Source organism: Paenibacillus nasutitermitis, assembly GCF_014641075.1.
GTDB lineage: Bacteria > Bacillota > Bacilli > Paenibacillales > Paenibacillaceae > Paenibacillus_Z > Paenibacillus_Z nasutitermitis.
Genome location: NZ_BMHP01000001.1, coordinates 2,110,193 through 2,135,552, shown reverse-complemented (window position 1 = coordinate 2,135,552; position 25,360 = coordinate 2,110,193). Strand labels below are relative to the sequence as shown.

At 47.2% G+C, this 25,360-nt stretch carries 23 protein-coding genes and 1 pseudogene; 6 read left to right on the top strand and 18 right to left on the bottom strand.

The genetic code is table 11. The features are described from left to right. Nucleotides 1-330: 330 nt before the first annotated feature. Entirely contained in the window at nt 331-2,043 is a 1,713-nt protein-coding gene (locus IEY46_RS09060; RefSeq protein WP_188991148.1) for a polysaccharide deacetylase family protein, read from the bottom strand. Nucleotides 2,044-2,523: 480 nt separating this feature from the next. Between IEY46_RS09060 and IEY46_RS09055 the strand changes: the two genes are divergently transcribed. Further along, entirely contained in the window at nt 2,524-3,111 is a 588-nt protein-coding gene (locus IEY46_RS09055) for a TetR/AcrR family transcriptional regulator (protein WP_188991146.1), read from the top strand. 104 nt (nt 3,112-3,215) lie between these two features. Then, complete coding sequence (locus tag IEY46_RS09050; protein ID WP_188991144.1) at nt 3,216-4,091, top strand: haloalkane dehalogenase; 876 nt, start codon at nt 3,216-3,218, stop codon at nt 4,089-4,091. 52 nt (nt 4,092-4,143) lie between these two features. On the opposite strand, the gene IEY46_RS09045 is transcribed toward IEY46_RS09050, so the two are convergent. Then, a complete protein-coding gene (locus IEY46_RS09045; protein WP_188991142.1) occupies nt 4,144-5,022 on the bottom strand; it encodes an AraC family transcriptional regulator in 879 nt (292 codons plus the stop codon). A gap of 148 nt (nt 5,023-5,170) precedes the next feature. On the opposite strand from IEY46_RS09045, the gene melA reads away from it, so the two are divergent. After that, nucleotides 5,171-6,496, top strand: a complete 1,326-nt coding sequence (melA, locus tag IEY46_RS09040; protein WP_188991140.1) for an alpha-galactosidase — start codon at nt 5,171-5,173, stop codon at nt 6,494-6,496. A gap of 122 nt (nt 6,497-6,618) precedes the next feature. Here melA and IEY46_RS09035 read toward each other — a convergent pair whose 3' ends face one another. The 4 genes from IEY46_RS09035 to IEY46_RS09020 all read right to left on the bottom strand — a co-directional run bounded on the left by IEY46_RS09035 (nt 6,619) and on the right by IEY46_RS09020 (nt 9,852). Then, on the bottom strand, nt 6,619-7,338 hold the full coding sequence (locus tag IEY46_RS09035) for a hypothetical protein (protein ID WP_188991137.1): 720 nt from the start codon (nt 7,336-7,338) through the stop codon (nt 6,619-6,621). After that, complete coding sequence (locus IEY46_RS09030; protein ID WP_229750165.1) at nt 7,335-8,210, bottom strand: ABC transporter ATP-binding protein; 876 nt, start codon at nt 8,208-8,210, stop codon at nt 7,335-7,337. Before IEY46_RS09030 ends, IEY46_RS09035 begins: the two co-directional genes overlap by 4 nt. Beyond that, on the bottom strand, nt 8,210-8,572 hold the full coding sequence (locus IEY46_RS09025; protein WP_188991134.1) for a GntR family transcriptional regulator: 363 nt from the start codon (nt 8,570-8,572) through the stop codon (nt 8,210-8,212). Before IEY46_RS09025 ends, IEY46_RS09030 begins: the two co-directional genes overlap by 1 nt. A gap of 263 nt (nt 8,573-8,835) precedes the next feature. Further along, nucleotides 8,836-9,852, bottom strand: coding sequence for a zinc-binding dehydrogenase (locus tag IEY46_RS09020; protein WP_188991132.1), 1,017 nt, complete (start codon nt 9,850-9,852; stop codon nt 8,836-8,838). A gap of 146 nt (nt 9,853-9,998) precedes the next feature. On the opposite strand from IEY46_RS09020, the gene IEY46_RS09015 reads away from it, so the two are divergent. Further along, the gene (locus IEY46_RS09015) at nt 9,999-10,592 is read left to right on the top strand and encodes a TetR/AcrR family transcriptional regulator (RefSeq protein ID WP_188991130.1); all 594 of its coding nucleotides are present in this window, start codon (nt 9,999-10,001) and stop codon (nt 10,590-10,592) included. A 177-nt stretch (nt 10,593-10,769) separates the two neighbouring features. Here the strand turns inward: IEY46_RS09015 and IEY46_RS09010 are convergent, their stop codons facing one another. Continuing rightward, nucleotides 10,770-10,928, bottom strand: coding sequence for a sigma factor (locus IEY46_RS09010; RefSeq protein ID WP_188991128.1), 159 nt, complete (start codon nt 10,926-10,928; stop codon nt 10,770-10,772). Nucleotides 10,929-11,047: 119 nt separating this feature from the next. On the opposite strand from IEY46_RS09010, the gene IEY46_RS09005 reads away from it, so the two are divergent. Then, entirely contained in the window at nt 11,048-11,572 is a 525-nt protein-coding gene (locus tag IEY46_RS09005; RefSeq protein ID WP_229750164.1) for a cupin domain-containing protein, read from the top strand. 104 nt (nt 11,573-11,676) lie between these two features. Here IEY46_RS09005 and IEY46_RS36890 read toward each other — a convergent pair. From IEY46_RS36890 to IEY46_RS08965, 9 genes and pseudogenes are all read right to left on the bottom strand, one after another. Further along, nucleotides 11,677-11,795 (bottom strand): annotated as a pseudogene (locus IEY46_RS36890) (nuclear transport factor 2 family protein); the annotation flags it as partial. A 221-nt stretch (nt 11,796-12,016) separates the two neighbouring features. Continuing rightward, nucleotides 12,017-13,003, bottom strand: a complete 987-nt coding sequence (locus IEY46_RS09000; RefSeq protein ID WP_188991125.1) for a helveticin J family class III bacteriocin — start codon at nt 13,001-13,003, stop codon at nt 12,017-12,019. A 380-nt stretch (nt 13,004-13,383) separates the two neighbouring features. Next, nucleotides 13,384-13,806, bottom strand: coding sequence for a VOC family protein (locus IEY46_RS08995; RefSeq protein ID WP_188991123.1), 423 nt, complete (start codon nt 13,804-13,806; stop codon nt 13,384-13,386). Between the two features lie 345 nt (nt 13,807-14,151). Beyond that, nucleotides 14,152-15,312, bottom strand: a complete 1,161-nt coding sequence (locus tag IEY46_RS08990; RefSeq protein ID WP_188991120.1) for an enolase C-terminal domain-like protein — start codon at nt 15,310-15,312, stop codon at nt 14,152-14,154. A gap of 72 nt (nt 15,313-15,384) precedes the next feature. Next, complete coding sequence (locus IEY46_RS08985; RefSeq protein ID WP_229750163.1) at nt 15,385-16,347, bottom strand: hypothetical protein; 963 nt, start codon at nt 16,345-16,347, stop codon at nt 15,385-15,387. A gap of 334 nt (nt 16,348-16,681) precedes the next feature. Beyond that, nucleotides 16,682-17,665, bottom strand: coding sequence for an ABC transporter substrate-binding protein (locus IEY46_RS08980; RefSeq protein ID WP_188991118.1), 984 nt, complete (start codon nt 17,663-17,665; stop codon nt 16,682-16,684). Nucleotides 17,666-17,685: 20 nt separating this feature from the next. Then, complete coding sequence (locus IEY46_RS08975; protein WP_188991832.1) at nt 17,686-18,456, bottom strand: ABC transporter ATP-binding protein; 771 nt, start codon at nt 18,454-18,456, stop codon at nt 17,686-17,688. A gap of 12 nt (nt 18,457-18,468) precedes the next feature. Then, nucleotides 18,469-19,527: a FecCD family ABC transporter permease gene (locus IEY46_RS08970; protein WP_229750162.1), complete on the bottom strand. Its 1,059-nt coding sequence runs from the start codon at nt 19,525-19,527 to the stop codon at nt 18,469-18,471. Between the two features lie 158 nt (nt 19,528-19,685). Next, on the bottom strand, nt 19,686-20,384 hold the full coding sequence (locus IEY46_RS08965) for a GntR family transcriptional regulator (RefSeq protein ID WP_188991116.1): 699 nt from the start codon (nt 20,382-20,384) through the stop codon (nt 19,686-19,688). Between the two features lie 362 nt (nt 20,385-20,746). Between IEY46_RS08965 and IEY46_RS08960 the strand changes: the two genes are divergently transcribed. Next, the gene (locus tag IEY46_RS08960; RefSeq protein WP_229750161.1) at nt 20,747-22,417 is read left to right on the top strand and encodes a hypothetical protein; all 1,671 of its coding nucleotides are present in this window, start codon (nt 20,747-20,749) and stop codon (nt 22,415-22,417) included. 309 nt (nt 22,418-22,726) lie between these two features. Here IEY46_RS08960 and IEY46_RS08955 read toward each other — a convergent pair whose 3' ends face one another. Together IEY46_RS08955 and IEY46_RS08950 are read right to left on the bottom strand one after the other, a co-directional pair. Then, nucleotides 22,727-23,521 carry a response regulator transcription factor gene (locus IEY46_RS08955; protein ID WP_188991112.1) on the bottom strand — a complete coding sequence of 265 codons (795 nt, stop codon included), beginning with the start codon at nt 23,519-23,521 and terminating at the stop codon, nt 22,727-22,729. A 29-nt stretch (nt 23,522-23,550) separates the two neighbouring features. Further along, entirely contained in the window at nt 23,551-25,356 is a 1,806-nt protein-coding gene (locus IEY46_RS08950) for a sensor histidine kinase (protein WP_229750160.1), read from the bottom strand. Between the last annotated feature and the right edge of the window lie 4 nt (nt 25,357-25,360).

Sequence of the window (25,360 nt, the reverse complement as noted above, 5' to 3'; positions counted from 1 at the left end):
AAAAAACAAACGTCAACTATAATTTTTAAGATGTAATCGCTATCAATTTTTTTAAGATAATCACTTATTTTGGGGATGCTCTAATCATGTCAATAATATATAATTATGTGTGATGTAAGTTGACATAATTTGTGTGGATGTTTGCAGGTATGCGACTTCAGATCGGCAAATACCGGAATCGCATTCTGATACCGGATGACGGCATGCATTCCTCTGGTCTGTAAACGGACTGGAAGTGATTTCCTCCCCTTCGGTAGCATCGGAGGAAATCACTTGTCCGCTGCCATAAACGGACCGACTATCACTTTCGGTCTGCCAAGCGAAAATCTCCTATACGGGTTGATTGCTTGCAGATCGGTTGAGTACCACCTTTCTGCATGGCACACCAAAACGCTCCACCATATCCGGCCCCGCTTCTTTATCCGGCGAAGGAAGATAGACGATGATATCATTAACTCCGATTGTACCGCTTGCCCGGATCTCTCCCTGCTCGTCAATCCCGTCGATCCGTATTTCTCTGCGCGCACGCTCCCATTGGTTGATTTGCTCAGACGTCCAGAAGCGGAAGCCCCTCTTGACCGCCTCGTCAACCACCTTACGCAGCGCATCCGTCACCGCAGGCTGCTGATGGATGTGGATCTGATGGAAGAGAAAATGCGCTGCTCCCTCCGCCTTCGCCGTTTGCTCCAGGAAGGGAATGACGACACTGGAATCCGCTAAGGAGATATGATCCAGATCCTGTGTCAGGAAGCTGATCTCCAAAACATCGTACAGGCGGTTATGCTGATCGAACCAAGCGATAGGGAAATAAGGATGGCAGGTTCCGAATATAAAGCCAATATTGCCCTTTTTACTCGGGCCTCTCGTTTGGTCGGCCTGGATGCCGTTCTGTTCGCACCATTCAAAGAGCTCTCCCCAGCCTTCATACCTGGTATAGTGATTTTTGTTAGAGGTGACCGCATGCAGTCCTGTCGCCTGCTTCAGCCATTCGAACTGCCGGCCGAATTCATCTCCGCCCCATCTCCCGTTTTGCACATCGAGCGCATTATAATGAAAGGCAAGCTCATGTCCTTCGCGCAGCACACGCTCATAGACTGATGGGCTGTATCCCGGCTCAATCATGCACCAGGTTGAATGAATCCCGCATTCCTTCAGAACCTCCAGCGTGGTTTCGGCACTCTCGTCGATATTATGATCGCTGTCATGGGAAATTGTCGCTACGCACGGAACGCCGTCGGGCCAGTAGCCGATCAGGGGAACTGTCATTCCTTTGCCGGTTACAATTTGCAACAGATGTGCTATCAACCGTTCTCTCCAGATATCCGCATAAGGATATGCAAAATAAGGTGCTCCCGTCTCAGTATGCAGACGATCCAGCTCCCAGTCCATCCCGCAAGCGTCGTCTGCCTTTAATATCCCTTCATCGACACTTCCCGTTCCGTCTCTGGCAGGGACTCCGTCGTGAATCACTGGACCTGTCCCCTGCTGGAACATCACGATCGTCTTGGGAATATTGACCGACCAGCGGTCTATTCTGCCCTGCCCGACATTGAATTGCAGCCTGACGGCACCTGCTTCTGTTCCGTCCGGTGTATCTTTGCACAGCGTCCCGAACGACTGGGCGCCGTAGGCTGCCGATGCGGCGCCAATATCCCAAGGCTTGGCACCCAGATGGCGCAGAGCTACGTCACCAAATGCTCCAAGCTGATCCGGGTGTGTATAGCCGACCGGTAATTCCCGCAGTTCATAGCAGCCCAGTCTTGTGGCAAGCCGGTTCAAGCCCCCATAGGATATCACCGTGCCACCTTGTTCCGAATATGCCCAGATCGCTTCCTCCGTCTCCGGGTCTTCCTCTGCAAGCGCAATGATTAATACATCCGGATCATAGACTTGAATATCCTCTGCCCGGTTGATCCATTGAAAAGGCAGGCCTGCATGTGCTAACACTTCACCAATATACGTTTCAAATACATTTATACCGTAACGATGGCGGCGCCCGGTGGCCTGTTGATCCGACAGCACGCCTATTCTGGCCATTCTCATATAGTGATCCTCTCCACTCTGTTATAATGATCGATTGACTTTCGTCCTTCAGCCCAAAAGATTGATTGTGGTCTGTCTTCATGCGAGTTTTTCCTGGAAACGCTGTCACAATTTCACCGTCGGGTACAAGGTAAAGGTGATCGGTTTTGTACAGAATTTCCGTGAAATGCTACACATGAATAGAAACCAATCCGATGATGCCGAACTGCAATGATGAATGGTTCAACCTTCTTTCTTCTGATGTGGCATTTAAAAACATGTTATATACCTGTATCTAAAATCACATTACTTTTTTTCTTCCCCGCTGTCAATTCTTTTTTACGATATTCTGGTGGATCGAGACCGAATTTTACAAACGTAATCTTGCAAGTTCTTTTCGTGCGGAACGGTTCCAATCCCTTATCTATTGACATGTCGCCTCACTCAATATAGAATTTAATCATCGATGAAAGTAAGCACTTGCATTAATAAGGGGGATTCATGAGCGCTAATCCAACTACAGGCGAAAAAATATTGCTGGCAACGATAAACCTCATGGCTGAAAAAGGATATGACAGTACAACGACCAAAGAAATCGCACTCTCTGCCGGAGTGAACGAAGTCACATTATTTCGGCATTTCGGAACAAAAGAAAAACTGCTAGAGGCCGCTTTCAATCGGTTTCACTATGGCAATGAGATGACAAAGCTTTTTTACGAAGGTCTTAAAGGAAATCTTCATGAAGATCTTCTTACACTCAGTCGAACGTACCATAACATCATGAACCGGAACAAAAAACTACTTTCAATCTCGCTAAAAGGAAGCAGTACTCTACCCGATGCCGTTCTTCAAGAGGCTTCCAGTAACCCCGAGCAATTGAAAAATCTGCTCACAGAATATCTGACTACCATGTCATCACAAGGCAAAGTTGTCACTTCAAATCCTGAAATCCAAGCTTTATCGTTTATGTGGATGAATTTTGGGGCTTTTATCAGCAGCCTGAATAGGAAAGAAGCGGTTTCGGAAGAAACGCTGAACGAATTTATTGAGGAAAGCGTTCGTTTATTTGCTAAGGCTCTAAGTCCCTAATACTATTTATTTTACTCATTAAGCAGCTCCGTTCGGAGCTTATCTTTCGCAATTAACGAAAGTATGTACTTGCATTCAATTATAAATGAAAGGTGAGATTCTGTATGATTCGTGCGTCTTTCCCCTACGAAAAGAAACGTCAACGGGTGTTGGGTTTAGAAATGGCCTATGTGGAGGTAGGAAGTGGCGATCCGATTGTCTTCCTGCATGGCAACCCTACTTCCTCTTATCTCTGGCGGAACATTCTTCCTTATACTCAAACTCTCGGCCGCTGCATTGTTCCTGATCTCATTGGTATGGGGGACTCCGAGAAACTTCCTGATAGTGGTCCCGATTCGTACACGTTTGTCGAGAATCGCCGATATCTCGATGCCCTTTTGGAACAACTTCGTGTTCACAAGCGGGTTACCCTTGTTGTGCACGATTGGGGGTCTGTCTTGGGATTTGATTGGGCGTATCGCCATCCGGAGGCCGTGAAAGGAATCGCCTACATGGAAGGAATTATCAAACCCCGCAGCTGGAGCGAACTCCCCGAAACGGGACGGAATATCTTCCAGGCATTGCGATCCCAGAAAGGTGAACAGATGGTATTGGAACAAAACTCTTTCATTGAGACTAACCTTCCTATCGGTATTCTGCGTAAATTGACGGAGGAAGAGATGACTGAATATCGTCGGCCTTTCATCCAGCCCGGCGAAGGACGCCGACCTACACTAACCTGGCCGCGGCAACTGCCATTTGATGGCGATCCGGCTGATGTGACGGAGATCGTCACCACAAACGGCGAATGGCTAGCACAGAGCTCGATTCCAAAACTATTTGTCAACTGTGATCCAGGTACGCTGCCGTCCACTCATGTAGATTTCTGCCGCAGCTGGCCCGTTCAAACCGAGATCAACGTTCGTGGACGCCATTATCCCCAGGAAGACTCGCCCGATGAGATTGGCGTAGCCCTTGCTGCCTGGTTGAAGGAACTGTAAATGAAACAAAAAAGGAGAGTGAGTCTGTCCATGACTTCACTCTCCGATAGGTTTACAAACTGGAATTGTGGTTTTGATTTATCCTTTTGGTGGCCTCATCGATTGGCGCGGCCGACTGCTTGCGGTATTCGCGCGGGGACATGCCTTTCAGCTTGGTGAACATTTTGGAGAAAACGAGCGGGTCGTCGTACCCGACCGAGCGCGATATGTCACCGATTGAGAGCGACTCGTTCTCGAGCAGCTCGCAGGCCCTCTCCATCCGGTATCGAATCAAATACTGCTGCGGTGAGAGCTGCGTCTCTTCCTTGAATATGGCGCACAAATAGCTGCGGTTGAGTCCAATGTAAGAGGCAAGCTCTTCAATCGTCATGTGGCGGGAGAAGTTTTTCTCCGTAAACTCGATCGCCGCTCTCACGTATTGTCCACGCGGTTTCGGCAGCGGCTGTGCATACTTGCCTGACGCTGCTTCCAACAGACTTGACAAAAATATATACACGCCACCAGTCAGGCGCAGTTCCCGGCCTTCGGACAATTTTTTGGCATCTTCCAGCATTTCAAAGCAGGACATAAAATTGACATGTGCAAGCGCCATCACGGGCGACTCCGCCGTAAGGTTAGCTTGCCGCAGATTGGTGGCCGCCTCCAGGCCGTGGAAAGCGATCCAACTGTAATGCCACGGATCGGTGAGATCTGCCTGGTAATACGTTACATCGCCTGGATTGATGAGAAAGATTTGCCCCGCCCGAAGCGAATGCTCCTTACCGGATACGCGAAAGATGCCACGGCCACTCCTCACATAGTGAATTAAATAATATTGGCGAACCGCCGGGCCGTACGAGTGTCCAGGCGCGCAACGCTCCGAGCCGGAGTAGTAATATTCCAAGTTGGAATCCAATTGCTGCCGATAGGTCAGTTCAAGTTTTTGGGTCATCCGCCGCAGCCTCCAAACATTATTTCGAATTGATCATCTCACATTATGACATATTTATCTCACCCTGCGCCATTTTTTTTCCGCTCCATTCCGCTATGATGAATATAGTGAATCTAGCTACTTCACAAATTGCGGGAGGGTATGTCAAATGAAAAAGTTTGCGTTTATCGGGGCTGGCAGTTTCGGGTTTACAAGAAATTTGGTGCGGGATATTTTGTCGTTTCCATCGTTTGCGGACTGTACGATCGCATTGATGGACATCGACGAGGAACGTCTCGGTTATATCAAGCAGGCTGTGGATAAAATAGTCGCAGCCGGCAACTACCCGGCAAAGGTGATCGCGACAACCAATCGGGCAGAGGCGCTGCAAGGAGCCGACGGAGTTGTTTGTACGATCCTTGCAAACAGCGTCGATGTATGGCGGAGTGACATTGAAATTCCGAAAAAGTACGGCGTCGACATCAATGTCGGTGACACGCGCGGGCCGGCAGGTGTGTTCCGTGCGCTGCGCACAATCCCGGTTATGCTGGACATTTGCCGCGATATCGAGGAGATATGCCCGAACGCGGTGTTCCTCAACTACACGAATCCAATGACGATGTTGTGCAATGCGATGCAGAACTATACGAAGGTAAACGTGGTCGGCCTGTGCCACAGTGTTCAAGGAACGGCGGAAATGCTGGCGGGCTGGATCGGCGCGGAGGCCAAAGACACCAGCTATTTGTGCGGCGGCATCAACCACCAGGCATGGTTTCTCGAGTACAAGTGGAACGGCAAGGACGCTATCCCTCTCATTCGCGAAAAGATTACAAGCCAGCCGGACATTTACAACGCGGAGCTGGTCCGCAACGAGATGTTCCTGCATCTCGACTATTACGTTACCGAATCGAGTGGGCATAATTCGGAGTATAACGCCTGGTTCCGCAAGCGGCCGGATTTAATCGAAAAGTACTGCACTCACGGCACGAACTGGAATCCCGGCGTGCATGCATATATTCTCGACGAATACTTGAACCGGCAAACGATGGATAAGGACGAAATCATCAAATGGCTCAATGATGAGCCGATCGACCTGAACCGCGGCCATGAATATGCATCGGAGATTTTTAATGCCATGTTCGGTGATGGCACGATGTTCAAGTTTTACGGCAATATCCGCAACAAGGGCTATATTACGAATTTGCCGCCGGACGTTTGTGTGGAAGTGCCTGTACTCGCTTCCAAAGCCGGCTTCGAGCCAATTCACGTCGGCGCGCTGCCGCCTCAGCTGACTGCGCTCAACACGGTGAACGCGATCAACGAGCTGCTTGCAGTCGAAGGTTCGATGACTGGCGATCCGCGCAAAGTGTTCCACGCCATCGTGAACGATCCGCTCACTGCCGCCGTACTGAGCTTAGACGAGATCAAACAGATGGTCGACGAAATGTTTGCCGCCAATCGCGACTATTTACCGCAATTCAATCATGTGAACTAGTCCGGATACGACCGCAAAAGCCGCCAGCATCTTCATCGATGCCGGCGGCTTTTGCAAATTTTCAAACCAGCTGAAAGGCTAACTTTTCAAGCCGTCTTTCGCATACGTGATCATCTACTTTTTCATCTTCCTTTTCTCGGCATCGGATGCAATGGCGCATGGCGCAGCATCGGATATGTAATGAATAGCGCAGCCAGACTCACCGCCCCGACGCATGAAACGACTGCCATCGCACTCATCTTGAAATTCGATATCCATTCGAACAAAGCGGAAATAGTGCCTCCATAATATAGAAATATACCTGCGACCGTTACGACCATTAACATGATGACACTGCGGATAAATCCAACCCGATACACAATGGCATAGCCGAAAAAAGTTAGACCGAAGCATGCCAGACCTACCATCAAATCGATCCACAAATAGTTGAAGAAATGATACTCATTGAGAAACAATTTTGCAGCATGCAGAATGCCGGCTTCTACCGAATTCCATTGATAGATCGTGACTAGCGCGTATTGGCAAATATTCAGACACAAGATACTGAAAATAACGCCCCCTAAGCCCACGCTGTAGAAAGCTTTAAGGAATTGCTCCCGTGTGCTTCCCATTCCGATCGATATCGCAAAGAGAGACTTGAAGCCGAAGAGACCGAAACCGGCGCAAAAGAAGTACGCAGGCCCGGATATCGCGGCAACCGTTTCCCGATCGAGGCCGAAGACCAAACCGGCAATGATCCATACGATCGTCAACGGAACGGTAATGAACAGCAGCATAAGTTTTACAAAATACCAGTTCGCATCCTCAAATATCAATCGCATCACTGCGTTCCGTGAGTTCATACATTCACCCCTGCATCTTCCGTTATATTCAGCAAATAATTTTGCAAATCCGCTTTTTCAATCGTAAGTCCACTGGCTTGCGCTTGCTCTTTCCATTGCTTCGAATAGGGGGCGTCGAGCATCACCCTGATTTTCGATCCCAACGCGCTTTGTTCCAGCACTTTATGACCGTCAATTACGCTCGCCACCGCGCTCTGTTCGCCAGCCAACCATATGCCTTGCTCGCGGAACTCGTCAATCGGTTGATGATGCAGCAGCTTGCCCTTGTGCATAACGATTAACGATTCGCAGAGCGCCTGGACTTCTTCAATATGATGGGTCGAAATCAGAATAAGACGAGGCGATTCCTCATGGCTTTCCCTTAATGCCTCATACAGCCTTCTTCGCATCCCGGCATCCAGGCCGTTCGTCGGCTCATCGAGTATCGTTATGTCGGCGTGGCTGGATAACCCGATAATAAACTGAAGCGCAGACTTCATCCCTTTGGACAGTTTGGATACTTTCTTCTTGCGGTCCAATCTGAACGTTTCGATAAGACGGTCTGCCGTAGCCTGATCCCACTGGGCATTGAAATATTGGCCGAAACGAAGCGCATCCTGTACCGACCATATCACGCTGAACGGATGATCCTCCTGCATGTAGCAAACATGCCGAACTGCCGCCGGGTTACCGTATGGTGCCAAGCCCATAACTTGAACCGTTCCGCCGTGAGGCCGTTGATGACCGGCCAGTAATCTCATCAATGTTGTTTTGCCGGCGCCATTGCGCCCCCACAGCCCAGCGATCACCGGCTCCTTCTCCTCGAACGATACTTTTTCGAGAACAGAAACGTTATCGTACGAATACACCACTTCATTTACATCTATCATCATTACTCCTCCTCCAAAATCAATTGAACGACCGATTCCTTGCTTAATCCGATTCTCTTCGCTTCTTCCAACAGAGGAAGGACGAATTGTTCACGATAGTGATGCTGGCGTTCCTTTAACAATTGCAGCTTCGCTCCGCTCTTTACAAACATGCCTATCCCCCGCTGTTTATAAATAATCCGTGCATCCACCAAAGCCTGGAGACCCTTGCGTACTGTCGCCCGATTGATGTTATAGAAGCGCGACAATTCATTTTCGGAAGGAATTTGTTCCTCTTCATTTAATTGGCCCCCCACAATCTCGTCCATGATCATTTGGGCGATTTGTTGAAAGATGGGTTGGGAATCGTCCAATGTCGGTTTCATCAAGGACCTCTTTTCTTAAAGAATGGTTGAAACGTTGAACGGTTGGTTACTCATGTATACAACTATACATGGATTTAATCGAATTGTCTATAACCGTTTCGGCCAAATAAGCGAAAAAAAACTGCAGGGCAGCGCCTCCGATGTCGGAAAATACCATAAAAATTCAAAGGACAAGAATGTATATCGCCAGCCGCCCTCAATCAACAAAAAGAAAAACCGCGTGCGCGCGGTTGATTGGTAGATGTTAAATGTTGTTGTGGCCGTTAGCTGTTCATCGTCAGAATGATTCTTCCGGGGACGGCCCCACGTTCAAGGGTCTCATGTGCCGATCTGATGCTCTCAATTGGGAAACGGTGTGCGATAACCGGCTGTATTGACTTGTCGCGGAGCAATTGAAACAGTACTGCCATATCTTCCTTCCACACCTGAGGGTTTTTCCTGTGCGCGAGCAGCAAGCTGTAAAAGGCGGCTTTTTTTCCGTCTGGTACCAGGCGAAGCGCTAATAGCCTCATGAGTCTCGGCAGCATCTGTTTTGGTTGCGGGGAAACGAAGCCATAGACGATCAGCCGGCCATTTCTTCTTAACAGACTGTATGATTTACCGATATCTGAGGCTGCACCATCGAACACTGCATTCACGCCGTCGGGATGGATGCTTTTGATCTCCTGTATGAAATCCTTGTGCCTGTAATCGATTGGAACGGCGCTCAGACTTGATATGAAATCATGTTTCGTTCGCGATGCCGTACCGACCATGTCCAGCCCGGATACCTTCCCCAGTTGGAGTAGAGCGGTACCGATTGAACCTGAAGCGCCAAGGACGACAATGGATTCTCCCTTCCGGACTTTGGCTGCTTGATGGAGCATCCGGTATGCGAGCACGTAATTCAGCGTCAGGCAGGCCACATCATCTGGCTCGATTCCGTCGGGAACCGCTACGATTTCGTTCTGGTCCAGGCAAGCATGTTCTGAGTAGCCTCCACCAGAGACGGTCAGCGCGGCGACCAGCTGCCCGAGGCGAAACGCGGAAACGCCGGCTCCTATCTTCTCGACGATACCGACAACTTCAGAGCCGGGCGTAACCGGGGATTTAGGCGCTTTCTTCCGAAACGGAAGCGCTAGTTGTCCGCTTCTAATCCATACATCCCCGATAGAGACCGTAGTTGCCATATTGCGAATCAACACTTCACCCGGCTTTGGTTCGGGCACTGGAATTTCAGCGATTTCTAATACATCCGGACCGCCGTATCGGGAAATAACGACTTTTCTGCTCACACGCATCGCATATCCACCTCTTTGCTAAATCTCTTATATTTGTCTCTTTTTTTAAACGGAATGTAAGTTCCGCTTAATTATACGGAATCTGAATTCCGTTTGTCAAATTCAAATTAGATCGGGTAAAATGGAAGCAAGAGGTGGATAACAAAATGAATTCAGATCATACAAATACGTCAACCAAATCGCTCCGCGCCGACGCCCAGAGAAACCGTGTGCGCATTCTGGATGCGGCCTTTTCCGTATTCGCCGCTGAAGGACTTTCCGTTCCGATTGAGGAAATCGCCCGGCAGGCCAGTGTAGGAATCGGCACAGTTTATCGTAATTTTCCGACCAAGGAACTGCTTTTTGAAGCGGTCATCCACCGATACCAGCAAAAACTCGTTGAGGAGGCGGAATCTCTGCTCAATCACGATGATCCGGGAGAAGCTTTTTTTCGTTACATTTCTCGAGTGATCGAAGGTGGAGCAGCCAACAAAGCTTTGACGGTGGCCTTGTCCAGTACCGAAATCGATATGTCGGCTATTGCCTCCGGCATATCTGACAATTTGAAGGGCGTGATGGGAAAGCTTCTCACACGCGCGCAGCAGAGCGGCGCCGTTCGAAAGGATATAAGTGCAGATCATGTAAAAGCGCTGATGGTCGGGTCCCTGCTAGCCATTGAACAAATGACCGGGGAGGCCGGTTTCTCGGCCGGCATAACAGCCGTCATATGTGACGGTCTTCGCACGCAGCGCAGTTTATGAAACAACGGCTGGCCAGGACTCGTCTAAAGAGTCTTGATCAGCCGCTGTTTGCAGGTCCATGTATCCCTCTGTAGTGCCCGTTCAAGCTGAACGGGCTGAGGCAGCCAAGGCCCGCGGTAGTCTTAACGGACCCTGGCATCCGCTCTCATAAAGTCCTTACATTTGTTATATAAGATTTTACATAAATAAGCTCTCACATTGGCGCAAGCCTGCTTGCTGCCCATCGGCAAAAGTGTCCTGCACCATGTCTTCGGAATCATTTGCTGAACCTAGTAAACGATAGGCAATGGCGAACAACAGATTTCTATAGGATTGAAAAAGAGCGGTTAAATCCATACACATCATCCCCCTTTTTATATCCCTTTCCCATTATTAGCGATTAGCGTTTTTGTGTCACATTTTCCCACTCAACTCAGACTTATCTATATAAACAGTGAGAAGAGGCGATTTAGACAATGAAACCAAGTCACATGAACCGAGTACTTCTCTACCCTGACGGTCAAACCGTTACCTGTCTGGAAGGGGACGAGCAAGGCGAGTATTTGCTGGTAGAGCACCGTATCTACAAGAACGGCGCGATTAACGGACCACATTGGCACCCCGTCTTGACAGAGACGTTCTCCGTCTTGCAAGGCACGATGCAATTCAAGATTGACGATAAAGAAACAATGGCTGGACCCGGGTCTACAGTGGTCGTGTCTCCTAAGCAGGTCCATCAGTTCTGGAAGGTAGGCGGTGACCCTCTTGTCATGTTACATGAGATAAGGCCGCCGGGTAACCATTGGAAGATGTTCGAGCTCCTCTGCAAGCTGGAATGCGAAGAAAAAATAAATCGAAAAGGTATTCCCCGGAATCCGCTATGGTTGGGTGCACTCTGGGGGGCGATGGACGGTTATATCGTCGGGCCACCTAAGTTCGCACAAACAATCGTTCTTGGCGGGCTGGCGAGACTGGCCGCCCTGTTTGGGAATAAAATCTAAACTACTGCCCGTAAATAATGCGACGGGCCACCGAAATTCGATTGGCCCCGACTTTTGTCAGAATCCGCTCGTCCCCAATCCCACCCGTACGGAAAATTTCAACCCGAGCGAAATACAACCATTCCATTGTCCCCATTCTCAAGCACGATGAGAGGAGTCAACTGCATCTGAAACACTGACGCTCGAACCTGATCAATTCCTCGAACCGCTCTTTGCCTTGCTGTGGCTATGGTATCGGCGCAGTTATCAATTTCAGCCAAGTATTAAAAAAAGCCGCACTCTGTGCGGCTGCGGCTTTTCAAGACTATATATTCTTGTCGAACTTTTAATATTTCCGCATATCCGGATTGAAATAAAAGTTCCCTCTTAATTGATGCGATAATACTCTTGTATATTTATTTTACACTATTTAGGATATATACATTATCTCATCCATACCGTTATTTAAAATTTAGAGTCCGGTACATAATAAATTTTCTGTGTGTTTTTCTTATTCTTGGGGTCCGTTACAATGGTAAAATATACGTTCCCGTTCTTGGTCTGAACTCCCTCGATTTCATGTTTTCCCACATTAGTGATTTTTACCAGCGTCTTGTACGCGCCTGAGTTGTTCATCATGGCAATCTGAGGAGTTTGGCCTTCGGCGCCCCCTGAGGTGTAAATATTTGTTTTCCCCAGCATGTCGGCACCCTGAAAAGATCCATTGGGTCTTATAATTTGGTTGCCGGATTGTGTGAAGCTCGCTACGCTCGCTTTAACAGCGGCAGCACTGTCCATTCGAACCTGCTCTTTGCTGTCCAAAAGCTTGTTCAAGGCCGTTGTGCTGTAAATGGACCAGGTGACGGTTTTTTCCTTTGTCTGTATGCGTAAATACGTATATTTGCTGTTCCCACCGCCGTCTACTCTATAGGTTGTGCCTAATCTTTTGCCGGTCTTATTAGCGTAATTCAAATAGACGAACCGGTTAAGCTTCGTATAATCTACCTTTGAACCGGCTTTATATTGAAGTCTTGCCACCTGGAGCGACCAGTATTGCTCTGTTGAAGAATCTGCTTTGGAACTGAAGTAGAAATAATTTTTCCCATTGTATGTGTACATATCAAGCGTTTGGCAATGACCGGTATTGGTGACGGTCATTTGGTCTACGTACTTAGCGTCTTTCCCGTTAATGCGCAATCTGGACAGATAACAAGTACCCTTAGAGCGCTGCGTCACATAGATATACTTGTCTGCGATATATGCCTTTTGTACGGCCACATTTTGCTTGAGCCCCTTTAGGTTATACGCGAGCTTTGCCGATGCGTTAACGGTTTTGCCAGGTGCCGCGGCGGCTGCAGGCAGGGCCGGTATGATGAACATAAGAATGGCGAGAACAACAGAGGTAAAAATATACAAGCTCCTTTTGCTAAGAGCTAAGCGTTCCTGAAACAATGTAATTCCTCCTCCTTTGCACATTGACTGACCGGGTGATCGAAGCGGGAAAATGGCTGATGGCGGCTAAACACAGAACTCCTTTCTCTCAACGCATAATCAGCCCTTTTCCTGGGTGTATTGGACCCAAACAGTGCTGCAGCTTTGTATTACCCATTTTTAGGAATATATAATCAAATAACACAATAAAACACCGATAAACGGCAACATGGCTGGCTCGTATCGTTATAAGATACTTTTTTATTTAAAACAAAAAAGCCGCAATTATGCGGCTTTCAATGTCTGTATGTTCTTGTCTTCGGACTATCGACGACTGTTGTCACCTCACCGCGAAAAGAATATGCATGGAGATCTGCCGTTCGACAGCTGCAAGTTATCCATTATGCCCTCTTCGTGAAAATCTGGAAGGTGACGCCGAATTTGTCGGTCACCATCCCGTACGCCGGGCTGAAATGGATCTCCTGCAGGGGGAGATCCACCTGTCCGCCATCCTTTAGCGCCTCAAAATACTTCCGGGCCAGTTCCCTATCGGCGACGGAGACGCAAATGTTCACTTGCTTGCCAGCAGCGTATTGAACCCCCGGGTCCGTATCGGCGACAAACAGATCCGCTCCTCCGATCTTCAGGATGGAATGGGCCAATCGTTCCTTCGCCTGCTCCGGCACTTCTTGACCTGCTTCTCCTGGCGCTTCACCAAAGGTCTGCTTGAATACCACCTTAGCGTCCAGTGCATCCTCGTAAAAGGCGATTGCCTCCCGGGCGCTGCCGTCGAGCATAATAAACGGGGTCAGTTGCACTTCCATCGTTATACAGCTCCTTTATCCTTTAGGATTGATCTTTCCCTGATAGTGTAACTCTTAATAGTGACAACTCCTGTCATGATCAGTAGTTATTTATGAACATATAGATTTAACTCGCCGCCTACTTGTTGCAGTCATTTAAACAGGTTCTAATGAATTGATCTCCCTAACAAGCAATGTTACACAACAATGAGCTGTTCTTGGGGGTATCGGCAATATTTAGGAAGGGGGAATGATCCATGAATCCCATCATCGGGGCTCTTTGGCACACTAATAAGCGCTTTGCAAGGCAAGAGCGCTTATCCATATAGACATCTATACTCCAACATTATTATATCCTCTGGCTTATTATCGGCTTTTCAGGGACCAGCCGGATCGCTTTATAAGATTTGTTACAAGTTCATCGTCGAACATGATGCCGAATCCCGGCGTTTCCGGAATATGAATCTCTCCGTTGTCGATACGATATCCGGATACATCCATTCCTTCAATTGTAATCTCATCGTATTCCACAAATTCGAAATTCCGCACCGCGGCTGACAAATGCCCCGATACGTAAATGCCGTAAGCATTGCCGTAACAATGAGGCGCAGACCGCAAACCATGCGCATCCAACTTCTCCCCTAATTCCATCCAATGCGTGAAGCCTGGCCAGATGATATCGTACTGCAGCACATCGACACGGCCGCGAGTCGCCCACTCAATAAGATGCGGTGAGGCGAGCCCTTCTCCATCTGCGATAAGCACATTCTGTCCACGTTGACGGAGCCATTCCTTAAGGTCCTCATACAAGGCTTCATCCTCATGGAATGCTTCTTCCAGCCAATACAGATTCACATCTGCCAAAGCCGCCAAGACCTCTTTGGTTAAGTTCAAATTATATGCATTATTGGCATCGATCATAATCTTGCCTGTGGGACCTGCCACTTCCGAAATCCCACGTACGACCGCGATATCTCGTTTTGTCCCTTCCCATAGCGGCATATGGCGTCCGCCTCGGCCAACCTTGATTTTAAAATGACGTTGACCCTTTGCATAACCTTGCATTGCTTCTTCTTGCATCAACGCGACCGCGGCTTTCTCATCGGGCACATGTAAATCGTCGAAGTAAAGAGAGGTGTCATAGCAGGGGACAACCAATGGGACCCCCTTTTCCATGTGGGCACCCGACACCAAGTCATATACAGGTTTGCCTTGTCTGTGTCCTAACCAATCCAAGATTGGATATTCCAATTGCAAACGATAGGCTTCACTCAATCTTCCCCGGTCGTCGAATAAGTCAAGCAATCGCTGGCCTATTATGACTTCGGCCCATTCCGGCGTCATATGTATTGAGCTGCCGTAGCCCGTTTGCCCATCGATTGTAATTCGGGCGATATCCACTGCGCAGCTTTTTCCATGAATGCCGATTCTGCCATTGGCCCCTGCGCTTCTGGCTCGTTCTCCCGTTAACTTGGTAAACTCGATTTTTTCCACTTTCCAATCCGATTGTATACCCGTAATGTTCATAAGATCCTCCATAACCGACTCGACGGTTTCATGTCCCGATTAGAATCATAAAAAACCGGCTGCCGTTTGATTTTATTGACCTATCGTGTTCCGCCCAGCCGAATACCAGTCCAACACTCTCAAGGTGCGGAGTGTGTTCCAGCGGCTAGCCGTGCCTGCCTCCCCTTCCATGTCGAAGGGGATTCGATCGGAGTGCGGGTTTTGCAGCGGCCAACGTCCGTTTTGTTGTTGTTTCTTCGCGATTAATTCGACGGCCTCAGCGATCCTATCATCAGGATTCACACCGGCATAACGCAAGTAGTCAAGACCACGAAGGATATCGTAATGATAGGTAGTCGGAAATGAAATCAACATCCAATTGCGATCGATCACCTTGCCGGTTGACCGGGATCGGAACATGCCTCGATCTATAAGATACTCTTGCCCACGGATACGGGCCTCGGTCACCACAGCGTCGGCTCCGTTGGCCTTCTCGTACTCCAATAATCCTTCCAGAACGCAGATGGTGCTGTGGAATGAAGAACGTCGGCTTGGCGGGGCATCGCAGTTCCATCCTCCGTCCTCTAGTTGTTCGCGGAGGAGACGGTCGACCAGTTGGTCGCTCGTTTCACCGAAATAAGCGCCAACTCCCAAAATCCTCCCATTGATGCAAGGCTCAACCTCGCCCCCGAAAAATGGTCTGCTGTCATGATACAACCAAGTTATTCGGTCTCGTACCAGACCGATTGATTTACGAGCTTCCTCGCTTGTCGGATCCAGACCCAAGTCTTTCAACATTACCAATGTGAACAAGGTATTCTTCCAAGGCCACGGATCGTTGTCAGCCCACCAGTGACCTTCAGGCGACTGCGAAGAAAGGAGACGGGCTCCCCAACCCTCAGTCGCAACCCGTGCGCGCTCTGTGGCGACGATCTCATCGGGAGCTTTCATCAAGTCACGCATAACCTGCCATCGGATCGAAGGGTCTGAATCCATCAGCCACTTGAATACTGATCTCTTTGGATTCCGCAGCTGCCATTTGGATTCTCGGTCCACCGGATTCCCCCCAACGTTTTAACGTAAAGATTCTACATGACCCGCTTCAATTCCTTCTTAGCCCAAACGGTGCACCACATTCTGTTGTCACCTAAGGCTGTCGATATTGATAGACATTAGAAACTCATCTAATCAGATAAATATCCAAGGTCTTGTCAATTCCGGCAAAGTCTATAAGTTCTTGTCATTGAGTCGCGACAGGATCTTATATACTTAAAATGAAAAAGCCGCTATTTATGCGGCTTTAAATATGTAAATGTTTTTGTTGGCGCATATATTTTAATATACTGTTATATGTACTTTTATCAAGTGATTTGAATAAAGGTGTAATCAGTTAATCAAAGAGCTCTGGATAAAAACCCTTGGCTAACGTTTCCACTGTGTAGGCCATACGATTGCCTGGCAATACACTTTCCAAGGAAATTGCTACAAAGTTTCCGTTCTGTACACTCTCTAATTGGGAGAGCGCAGGATCATTTTTAATATCTGATATTTTTTGCTCCAAGGAAGGAATGTCATAGTCATGGATGAGAATGACATCCGGTTTACGTTTTAACACTTCTTCATAACTTACCGTCGTCCATTGTTGATCTGCAATATCGTCGAAGATATTTTTGCCTCCGGCAAATTCTATCAATAAAGTTTCAAAATTTGATTTGCCTGCTGTGAAAACGCCATCTCCGCCGCTATCATAGACTAATACTTTAACCGGTTCTTTGCCCTTAATTTTTTCTTGGACTGCTGCAATTCGTTCTTGTTGCTTCGTAACGTATTGTTCAGCAGTCACTTCAATCTCAAAAATCTGACCGATATCCCTGATTTCTTGGTAAATATCATCCATCGTTGATGCGCTATTCTTATAGGAAGGGATCCCCATACCAGCTAATTCCTTCTCGTCCAATCCTTCACTGCCGAACTCCCAATCGATCCCGTAAATGAAGTCAGCCCCGCTTGTGATGACAGCTTCTCTAGTTGCAGATCCGTAGGTCAGTTCGGGAATCCTTGCATAATCACCTTCGTATTCGGGTAATGCGCCTCTACTATGATTGTCCAGACTATTGCCAATGATAAAATCGGTTAAACCTAACGCAACGAATAATTCCGTCGTATTGGGTCCCAGTGTTAGGACTTTGGTTGGTTTGGCTGTGATCGTAACTTCTCTTCCATAATTATCGAAAGTGAGTGTCTTATATTCGAAAGCCATTGAAGATTTTGAAACATTCCCTCCTGTTTCATTATTAGAGGATGCTCCGCAGCCAGCTAGCACTCCCCCCAGTATGACCAAGATTCCTAGCATTCCTGCAAAACATTTCTTCATTGTACAGCTCCCTTTTATTATTATAGATTCGCGGGCAAATAGGTTATGGCAACCTTCCGGGTTACAGGATGGTTCGTGACATCAGCTCTAACGCCATAAACATCTCGAATCGTTTCCGATGTCAAAACCTCCTCCGGTGTTCCCGATTTGTATAAACGGCCTGCTTTAAGCACATAAAGTCGATTGCAATACAATGCTGCCATATTTAGATCATGGATGGCGGACAGAACGGTTACTCCCAATCCTTTGAGTAGATCGAACATTTGCAGCTGGTAGTAAATATCCAAATGATTGGTTGGTTCATCCATCAGCAGTAAATCGGTTTGCTGAGCCAGAACTCTTGCGAGCAGTACACGTTGTTTTTCTCCACCGGATAAATTTCTGTAATTCCGTTTGGATTTGTTTTGCATCCCTACATGACCTAAGGCTTCGTGTACAATGTTTTTGTCTGATTGTGTTTCACCTTCGAATAACCTCTTGTGAGGACTCCGTCCCATCGCGACGATATCTTCCACTTTGAAGTCAAAAGGCACGGTGTTTTCCTGACCGACTACACCAACTTTTTTGGCACTCTTTTTGATATTCATCTTCAGCATATCTTCGCCGTCTAACAATACCACGCCAGAATCGGGCTTAAATGCTCGATACAAATTTTTGAGCACGGTTGATTTGCCGCTGCCGTTAGGACCGATAATGCCAACAAGCTCACCGTTATTTACGTGAAGGTTAATGTCCTCAATCATTTTGTGCTCGGTATAGGAGAAGCTTAAATCTTCGATTTGAAGTTTCATCATATCCCTCTTTTATTCACGAGATCTTCTCTTCAAGAGCCAAATAAAGAATGGTCCCCCGATTAATGAAGTTAACAAACCGATCGGCAATTCTTGAGGAGCGGCAACCATGCGGGCGGCTACGTCTGTCCAAACAACAAGAATTCCGCCAAGCAGCGCGCTGACAATGAGGACCCGCTTATGATCGGATCCGACGAGCAAACGCGACAAATGCGGTATCATCAAACCGACGAAACCAATGGAACCGCTAACTGAGATCGTGACACCTGCCAATAGAGCTGTGATAATAACAAACAGTTTTTGCAAACGGCTAACATTAAATCCTAATGTGGCAGCCGTCACATCGCCTAATAATAGGCCGTTCAATGCTCGATAGAGAATCATGAGAATGCCCATACAAATTACAATAACGATCAAGGGAATCGTGAGATATCCCCATTTGGCTCCAGCCAAGCTCCCAGACATCCAAAAAGCGGCATTATGCAGCCCCAAGGCATTGGGTGCGCTAAGCGTAATGATATTCGTGATAGCATCCATAATCATGGCGATTACTACGCCCGATAACAGGAGTTGAGTAATGTTGATCCTACCGTTTACTCTTGAAATGGCATAGACAATTATAATCGTCGCTCCAGCTCCTAGAAATGCGCTGATCGAGAGAGAATATTTGCCTAGAAAAGCGAAGACCCCGAATAACATGCCTAAAGTAGCGGTAGCTGCAGCACCTGACGAGACTCCAAGAATAAAGGGATCGGCCAGCGCGTTGCGAACTAATGCTTGCATCGTTACGCCGGTCACCGCAAGTGATGCTCCGACAATCATGCCCAGCAATACCCTCGGCATTCGCAAGGTCCACACAATGTTCTCGTCGAGCCGGTTCCAGTCTTTATCGATATAGTCGGAGACAAGCGGAATCTTGCTCAGAACGATTTTTGTGACGGTCAACGCATGAACGGATACCGGTCCGATTCCGATCGCGAAAAGAATGGTCAAGAAACTTATCATTAGGAGCAGTGTAATAATGACTTTCATGTTGGGATCATCTTGATTAAAGATCGTTCGGATGTACATTTATCGTTTATTTCCTTCCCGCACAACAATGCCATCTAACTGTATTACGTTTCTTAACATTGTAGGTCACTTGGATAATGGATCATAATCCCGCTTTTTCTGGATAGATAACCATGACATGATACTCGCTCCTCTGCGTATATTAATTTTCTTGTTTGCTAGTCTTGAAAGTAACTAGCAAATTTCTCTCTTAGCGAAGGGATTTCTTCTTTCACTCTTCCGAGATGCGTTTCCAGTAACTGAACGACGCCACGTTCATCTCTACTTCTTAAACAAGCGAAAATCTCTTCATGTTCCCGGACTAATCCCTTCGTCAAAACAAGCTCCTTCATCGCCAAGAAGCGGAATCGATTCAAATGTCCCCGCATTTGGTGGACGACTTCAAATAACGTCTGATTCCCTGCCAAGAGCATAATCTGCTTATGAAACCATTCATCAAGACGTAAAAAAAGAGCTGTATTCTGAAGCTGGGCTGCCTCCTTTTGCTCATCCAATAGCTTTTCAAGCTGTAAATCTACTTTTATATAATCCTCAGACATACCCCATTGTTTGGCTGCCAATTGGAATGCTGTGCTCTCAAGACTAAGTCGAACTATATTGCTTTCCAACACTTTAGAAACCGATATACTGGCAATTTTCTTTGTACGTTGAGGAAGTACTTCGATGAGCTGTTCGGAAATTAGTAGGTGGAAGGCATCGCGCACGGGAGTACGGCTTATGCCAAGTGAAATAGCCAGTTCGTTTTCCTGCACAATTTGTCCTGGTAACAATTCCAACGATATAATGGACTCCCTTATGCTCTCATATGCTTGTTCACCTAAATTGCGAACAGGAGTGATGGGCATTTTTAAAGGCATTTCATATTCAACTCCTTAGCCAGTTGATGATTTATAAATTGAGTATACGTGTATACACGTATACACGTCAACGGATAGAGATAACGATATGCAATCAACCGTCCAAAAAGTCGAACAATTCCATGACCTGATCATTCTTGATCACGATATCGCCAATCTTCTTAAAAATGCCATGAAAACACTTAAAAATGACCAATTGAACGATGGATTATTTGTAAGTACAGTTATGTAAGCGGAATCATTCCAGTCAAAAAGCACGATCAAAACCACAAACGGCGAAAGGAGGTTGAATTATTTTAATCAGTAAGTATCGAAACGCCCCTCTCTCCCTCATTACCAGAAATTCAAAATTGGAGGCAAAAATGATGAAGAAACGATTATTATCCGTTCTGATGATCGCAGTTCTTATTTTATCATTATCAGCAAATGCATCCGCTTCAACCGAATCTGAAGCTACCACCAACTCATTTTTCAATTCTGATGGTATTGGAGATGTTGCAGTTAATACAGTCCCTTTACCAAGTTACGTAATACTTCGGGAAGCACATTACACATATTCAGGGAAGATATTGATCTCGTATAAGACTGCGAATGACCTCAACATTGCGGATTACATTAACATAGCGCTTCTCAATGATGACGGATCGAACTTTAATGTGATTTTCTCCGGAGTGCTCCCACCAGGTCCAAGTGGTCTCCGATTTCTGCCGTTCAAGGATAACAAACGTGTGTTAATGGGAGATTATGTACTTGAATGCTCACCCAATATTAACAACTGTTCAAGCACACAATTCATTCCGATCGAGTACCCCTCCAGCCTCACTAATAGTCCCAATACATTTCGTGTTTGGTCTGAAGTCATTATTGCACCAGACAATCAACATATAAGTTGGACAACACTCCGCGCAGACCTTAGTTCTGCTGTACTGATCGGTTCCCTGGTCCGTAATACGGATAAATATGTTGTTGATAATGTGAAGATTATTAGTACGGTCGAAGCCTTTAGAGATGACCCGAATAACCCGGGCTTTGTTATTCCGAATACCTTACGGGGAGGAGAAGTTAAGCAGTTCGTCAAGGGAGGGACCGCAATTTCCCTTGTTGGGGCTCTCAATAGAAGTACAACCGATTCCATCGTGCAGGATCTGACATCTGACAACTTGACGCAAATCACGAATACTCCCGGATATGATGAAACAACCATTTTCTCTCCGGATGAACGTCTGGGAATTGTGATGAGCACCAGATTTTCTGAGGATACCGATCCAGCAATATTCGGTCTATTGCCCAGACCCCATGGTGCATTGAACTTAGGGCCTCTTAATGGAATTCTGTATACGTATTCAGTATCTGATGTCCGTCGTTTCAGAGAAGGTAATATCGGTCCGGTGCTGATCAACATTAATCGTTCTAAGTACCAACCTGGATATCAAGGAGTGCCGCTGAATACAGAAGCCAATTGGGTGTTTGCCTCACCCATGTCCTGGCATCCGGACAACAAACATGCATTGTGGCAGGAAATATACAGAGGCACCGGGACTGAAGTAAAACGGCTCCAGAGAGTAACCCTTCTTGAATACCAGCCGCTTGCTCCCGTACCCGTTCAAACTACACCGGATAATATCCCGTATGGCATTTCGGATTTAAGCGTACTGGACTCCATTAATTCGAATGTTAACGTGCAAATTAAAGGCAGGCATTCCGGCTACAGGACTTATGCGTACCAAATGAATCCAAACTTTACGATCACAACGCAAACGCAATACGTGAACTATAGTGATGACGCTTTGAGTTACTACAATGGAACGGAGAGCCTGAATCTTAATTATTTCGGTGAAACCCGTTATGAGGCTGACTTGCAATCAACCGGTCTCAGACAGGGAGAAATGGATCTTAGAGCAACTTTCTTATCATCCGGGGGATTTTCGCAAACCAAACTGCTGTTTGATACCGATGTGGACGGGTTGCCAAAAAGTCACGGGCACGCTACTTATTTCGGGACTACTCTCCATATGGAAGACCTATTGGAATAAATGATGGAACTGTCCGTTACGTCGAGATATTGAACTGATACGAGAGGACATCTCCTTTCTCCGATCGCATGGCCAGCCGCCCCCGTTGCCGCGCTCGATTCCGAAGCGTTGCGGACGGCTGGCCTACTAGGCGTTAGCACTCTGTGGTGCCTTAAACCCATGTATGGCGATTATTTAACTGGCGTTTTCACGACTTCTCATAAAAAGAAAAAGCCGCAGTTGAGCGACTTTTCCTACTCGGTCCACTCTCTATTGTTAGGATACTAACTTATCCACTGCATAGAGTGGCCGTGTCTTCATGGCCGTACCTCAACTACGATGTTCTTCAGTATGCATTTTCCTGAAATCGCTAGGCTTGCAGCCGACCGCTTTTTCAAACACTTTGGAGAAATGCGCTGAATCCGAGTACCCAACTCTTTTGCAAATTTCGTAGATTTTCAGGTCGCTGCTCGCAAGCAGGTCCTTGGAACGCGAGATTCGCACCTGAGTCAGATACTCTAAATACGTTTGGCCTGTCTTCTCTTTGAACAGTTGGCTAAGGTAATGAAGGTTGATGAAAAATCGGTTGGATAAATCTGCGAGGCTTATGTTCCGATCGAAGTTTTCGGTTACGTATTGCTTGATCTCCGAAATGACATCTTTTCTCTTCGGCATCTCTGTCTCGTATAAGGATGGTTGACCTGCCCCGGAGCCAGCGGTTTGCTTATTCTCCCTTTCATCCCTTCTATCCACTTCGATCTCTTGGATGAGCTCATTTACGCAATTCTGAAGCTCCGTTTCTTCGATTGGTTTGCTTAGATAATATTTGACCCCCGATCGCATGATTCTTCGTGCATATTCGAATTCCGAATAGCCGCTCAAAATGATGAATTTGGAATCCGATCCACCCCTTGTCAATCTTTCAATCATGTCCAGCCCATCACTTCGGAGCATCCGAATATCGGTAATGACGATGTCGGGCCGCAATTCGACGATTGTCCGAAAGCCTTCCTCCCCGTCATACGCACAGCCGATCACTTCGCATGTCGGCAGATACCGGCGCATAATCACCTTCAACCCGTCAATAATCCCTTTTTCGTCATCGACCAGAACGACCGTGTACATGGACATGTCCCCTTTGCCTTTCCTTCGATCTAGAGGAGGGGGATTAGCAGCTCGACAACCGTTCCTGCTCCCCGTTCCTCACTGATTTTCAAATAATAACGTTCACCGTATTGCAATTTGAGTCGCTCGGCGATATTTCGAAGCCCGATGCCCGAATCCGTGTCGCGATCTTCCGGATCCGGATCATGAAAGCTCGTTTCCGCATGCTGCAGAATAGCATTGATTTCACGGGCTTTTCCCTGCGAAATAGAAATTCCGTTGTCTGTGATTCGGATCAGCGCATCAGAGGAATCCAGGCGTATTTCTTCGATCAGGATATGCAAGCGCTTATCGTAATTCTGGAAACCGTGTTTGATACTATTCTCCACGACCGGCTGGAATACCAGTGGGATGATCGGCGTGTTCAGCACTTCTTCGCTAAGACGGATTTCCAATGTGAACCGGTTGTCGTATCGAATGTTTTGCAAATAAATGTAGTTGGCCGCGTATTCGACTTCATGCCTCACAAGGTTTCGTTCGCGTTCCTTACCGAGAGAAAGTTTGAACATCCGTGCCAATACCTTGATCATTTCGGCAATTTCATCCTGCTCTTTCACGACGGCTTTCATGCGAATCGATTCAAGCGTGTTAAAAAGCATATGCGGATTGATCTGGGCTTGCAGGGCGAGGAGCTTGGCCTGCTTTCGCTTCATCCCTGAGATGAATACGTCTTCGATCAGCTCTTTTATTCTTAAAATCATTTTATTGTAGCTCGTGACAAGACTGCTGATTTCGTCGTTTGACGAAGGAACTTGAATAAGCGTGGAGTAATGTCCCAGCTCCAATTGCTTCATGCTCTTTCGCAATTCATTTATCGGTTTGGTAATCCGATAGCTGTTCGTAAATGAAATGGAAACGATAAAAACCAGACACGCTATAATCGCCCATACCGTTACCTGTTTGACCCCATTGATACCGGCAAGCAGCTTGTGAATCGGAATTTCCGCACTGATCAGGAGTTTGCCTTCGTCTGCCAGGTCGAAAAGGACGATTCGATCGCCCTTTTTTTTCGCGTCGCCGGCTTTGTACGATTGGCCGATCATTTCATTCCATGGCCGCCGCCCCATTGCCGCATCGGAATGATAGATGATCTCACCGGCAATATTTGTAATAATAAGTCGAATTTCATATCGGTTTCCCAGCTTGATAAAATCTTTATTTAGTTGAATCAGTTCACTCGGATCCAAATCGACTAGAATCATTCCGGCATAGGAGCCGTTATAATTCCACAGCACTCGCCCGACGGTGAATGCGGCACCTTCCTTGTCGCCATTGTAATAGGAACGATTATGCACAGGTGTAATGAATATTTGCCGCTCAGTATCTCGTATGTGCCTGTACCAGCTCTGTTCCTGCAGTGCCGCTGCGTTGATGGTGTCCGGAGCTCTGGTGTGATGATAGATATGGCCCAAGCTGCTGACCAACGTGATCGTCTTCATCTCCGGATATACCAACAACGTCCTAGAAAAAAAGCGCTGGATTACCTCTTTGTTCTGTATTAATTCATCCATCTTGTCAGCTGGCTTGCTGCTTAATATACGCATAATGTCCCGCTCTACCAATACCGAACGGGTGGATTGGTCGAATCGCCGTACAAAGTCGTCCAAATTCGTGGTGGCCTGCGAGATATACATCGAAGTAAACTCCTTGGACGCCTCTTCGATACTGTCGGCCGAAAGACGGTAGATCGTTAAGCTGATTATGACAATCGGAATGACTGAAGCGACGAAATAACTCACCAGGAGCTTATTGCGCAACTTCATCTCAGCTATTCGTTGTCGTATCCTCTTCAACATAACG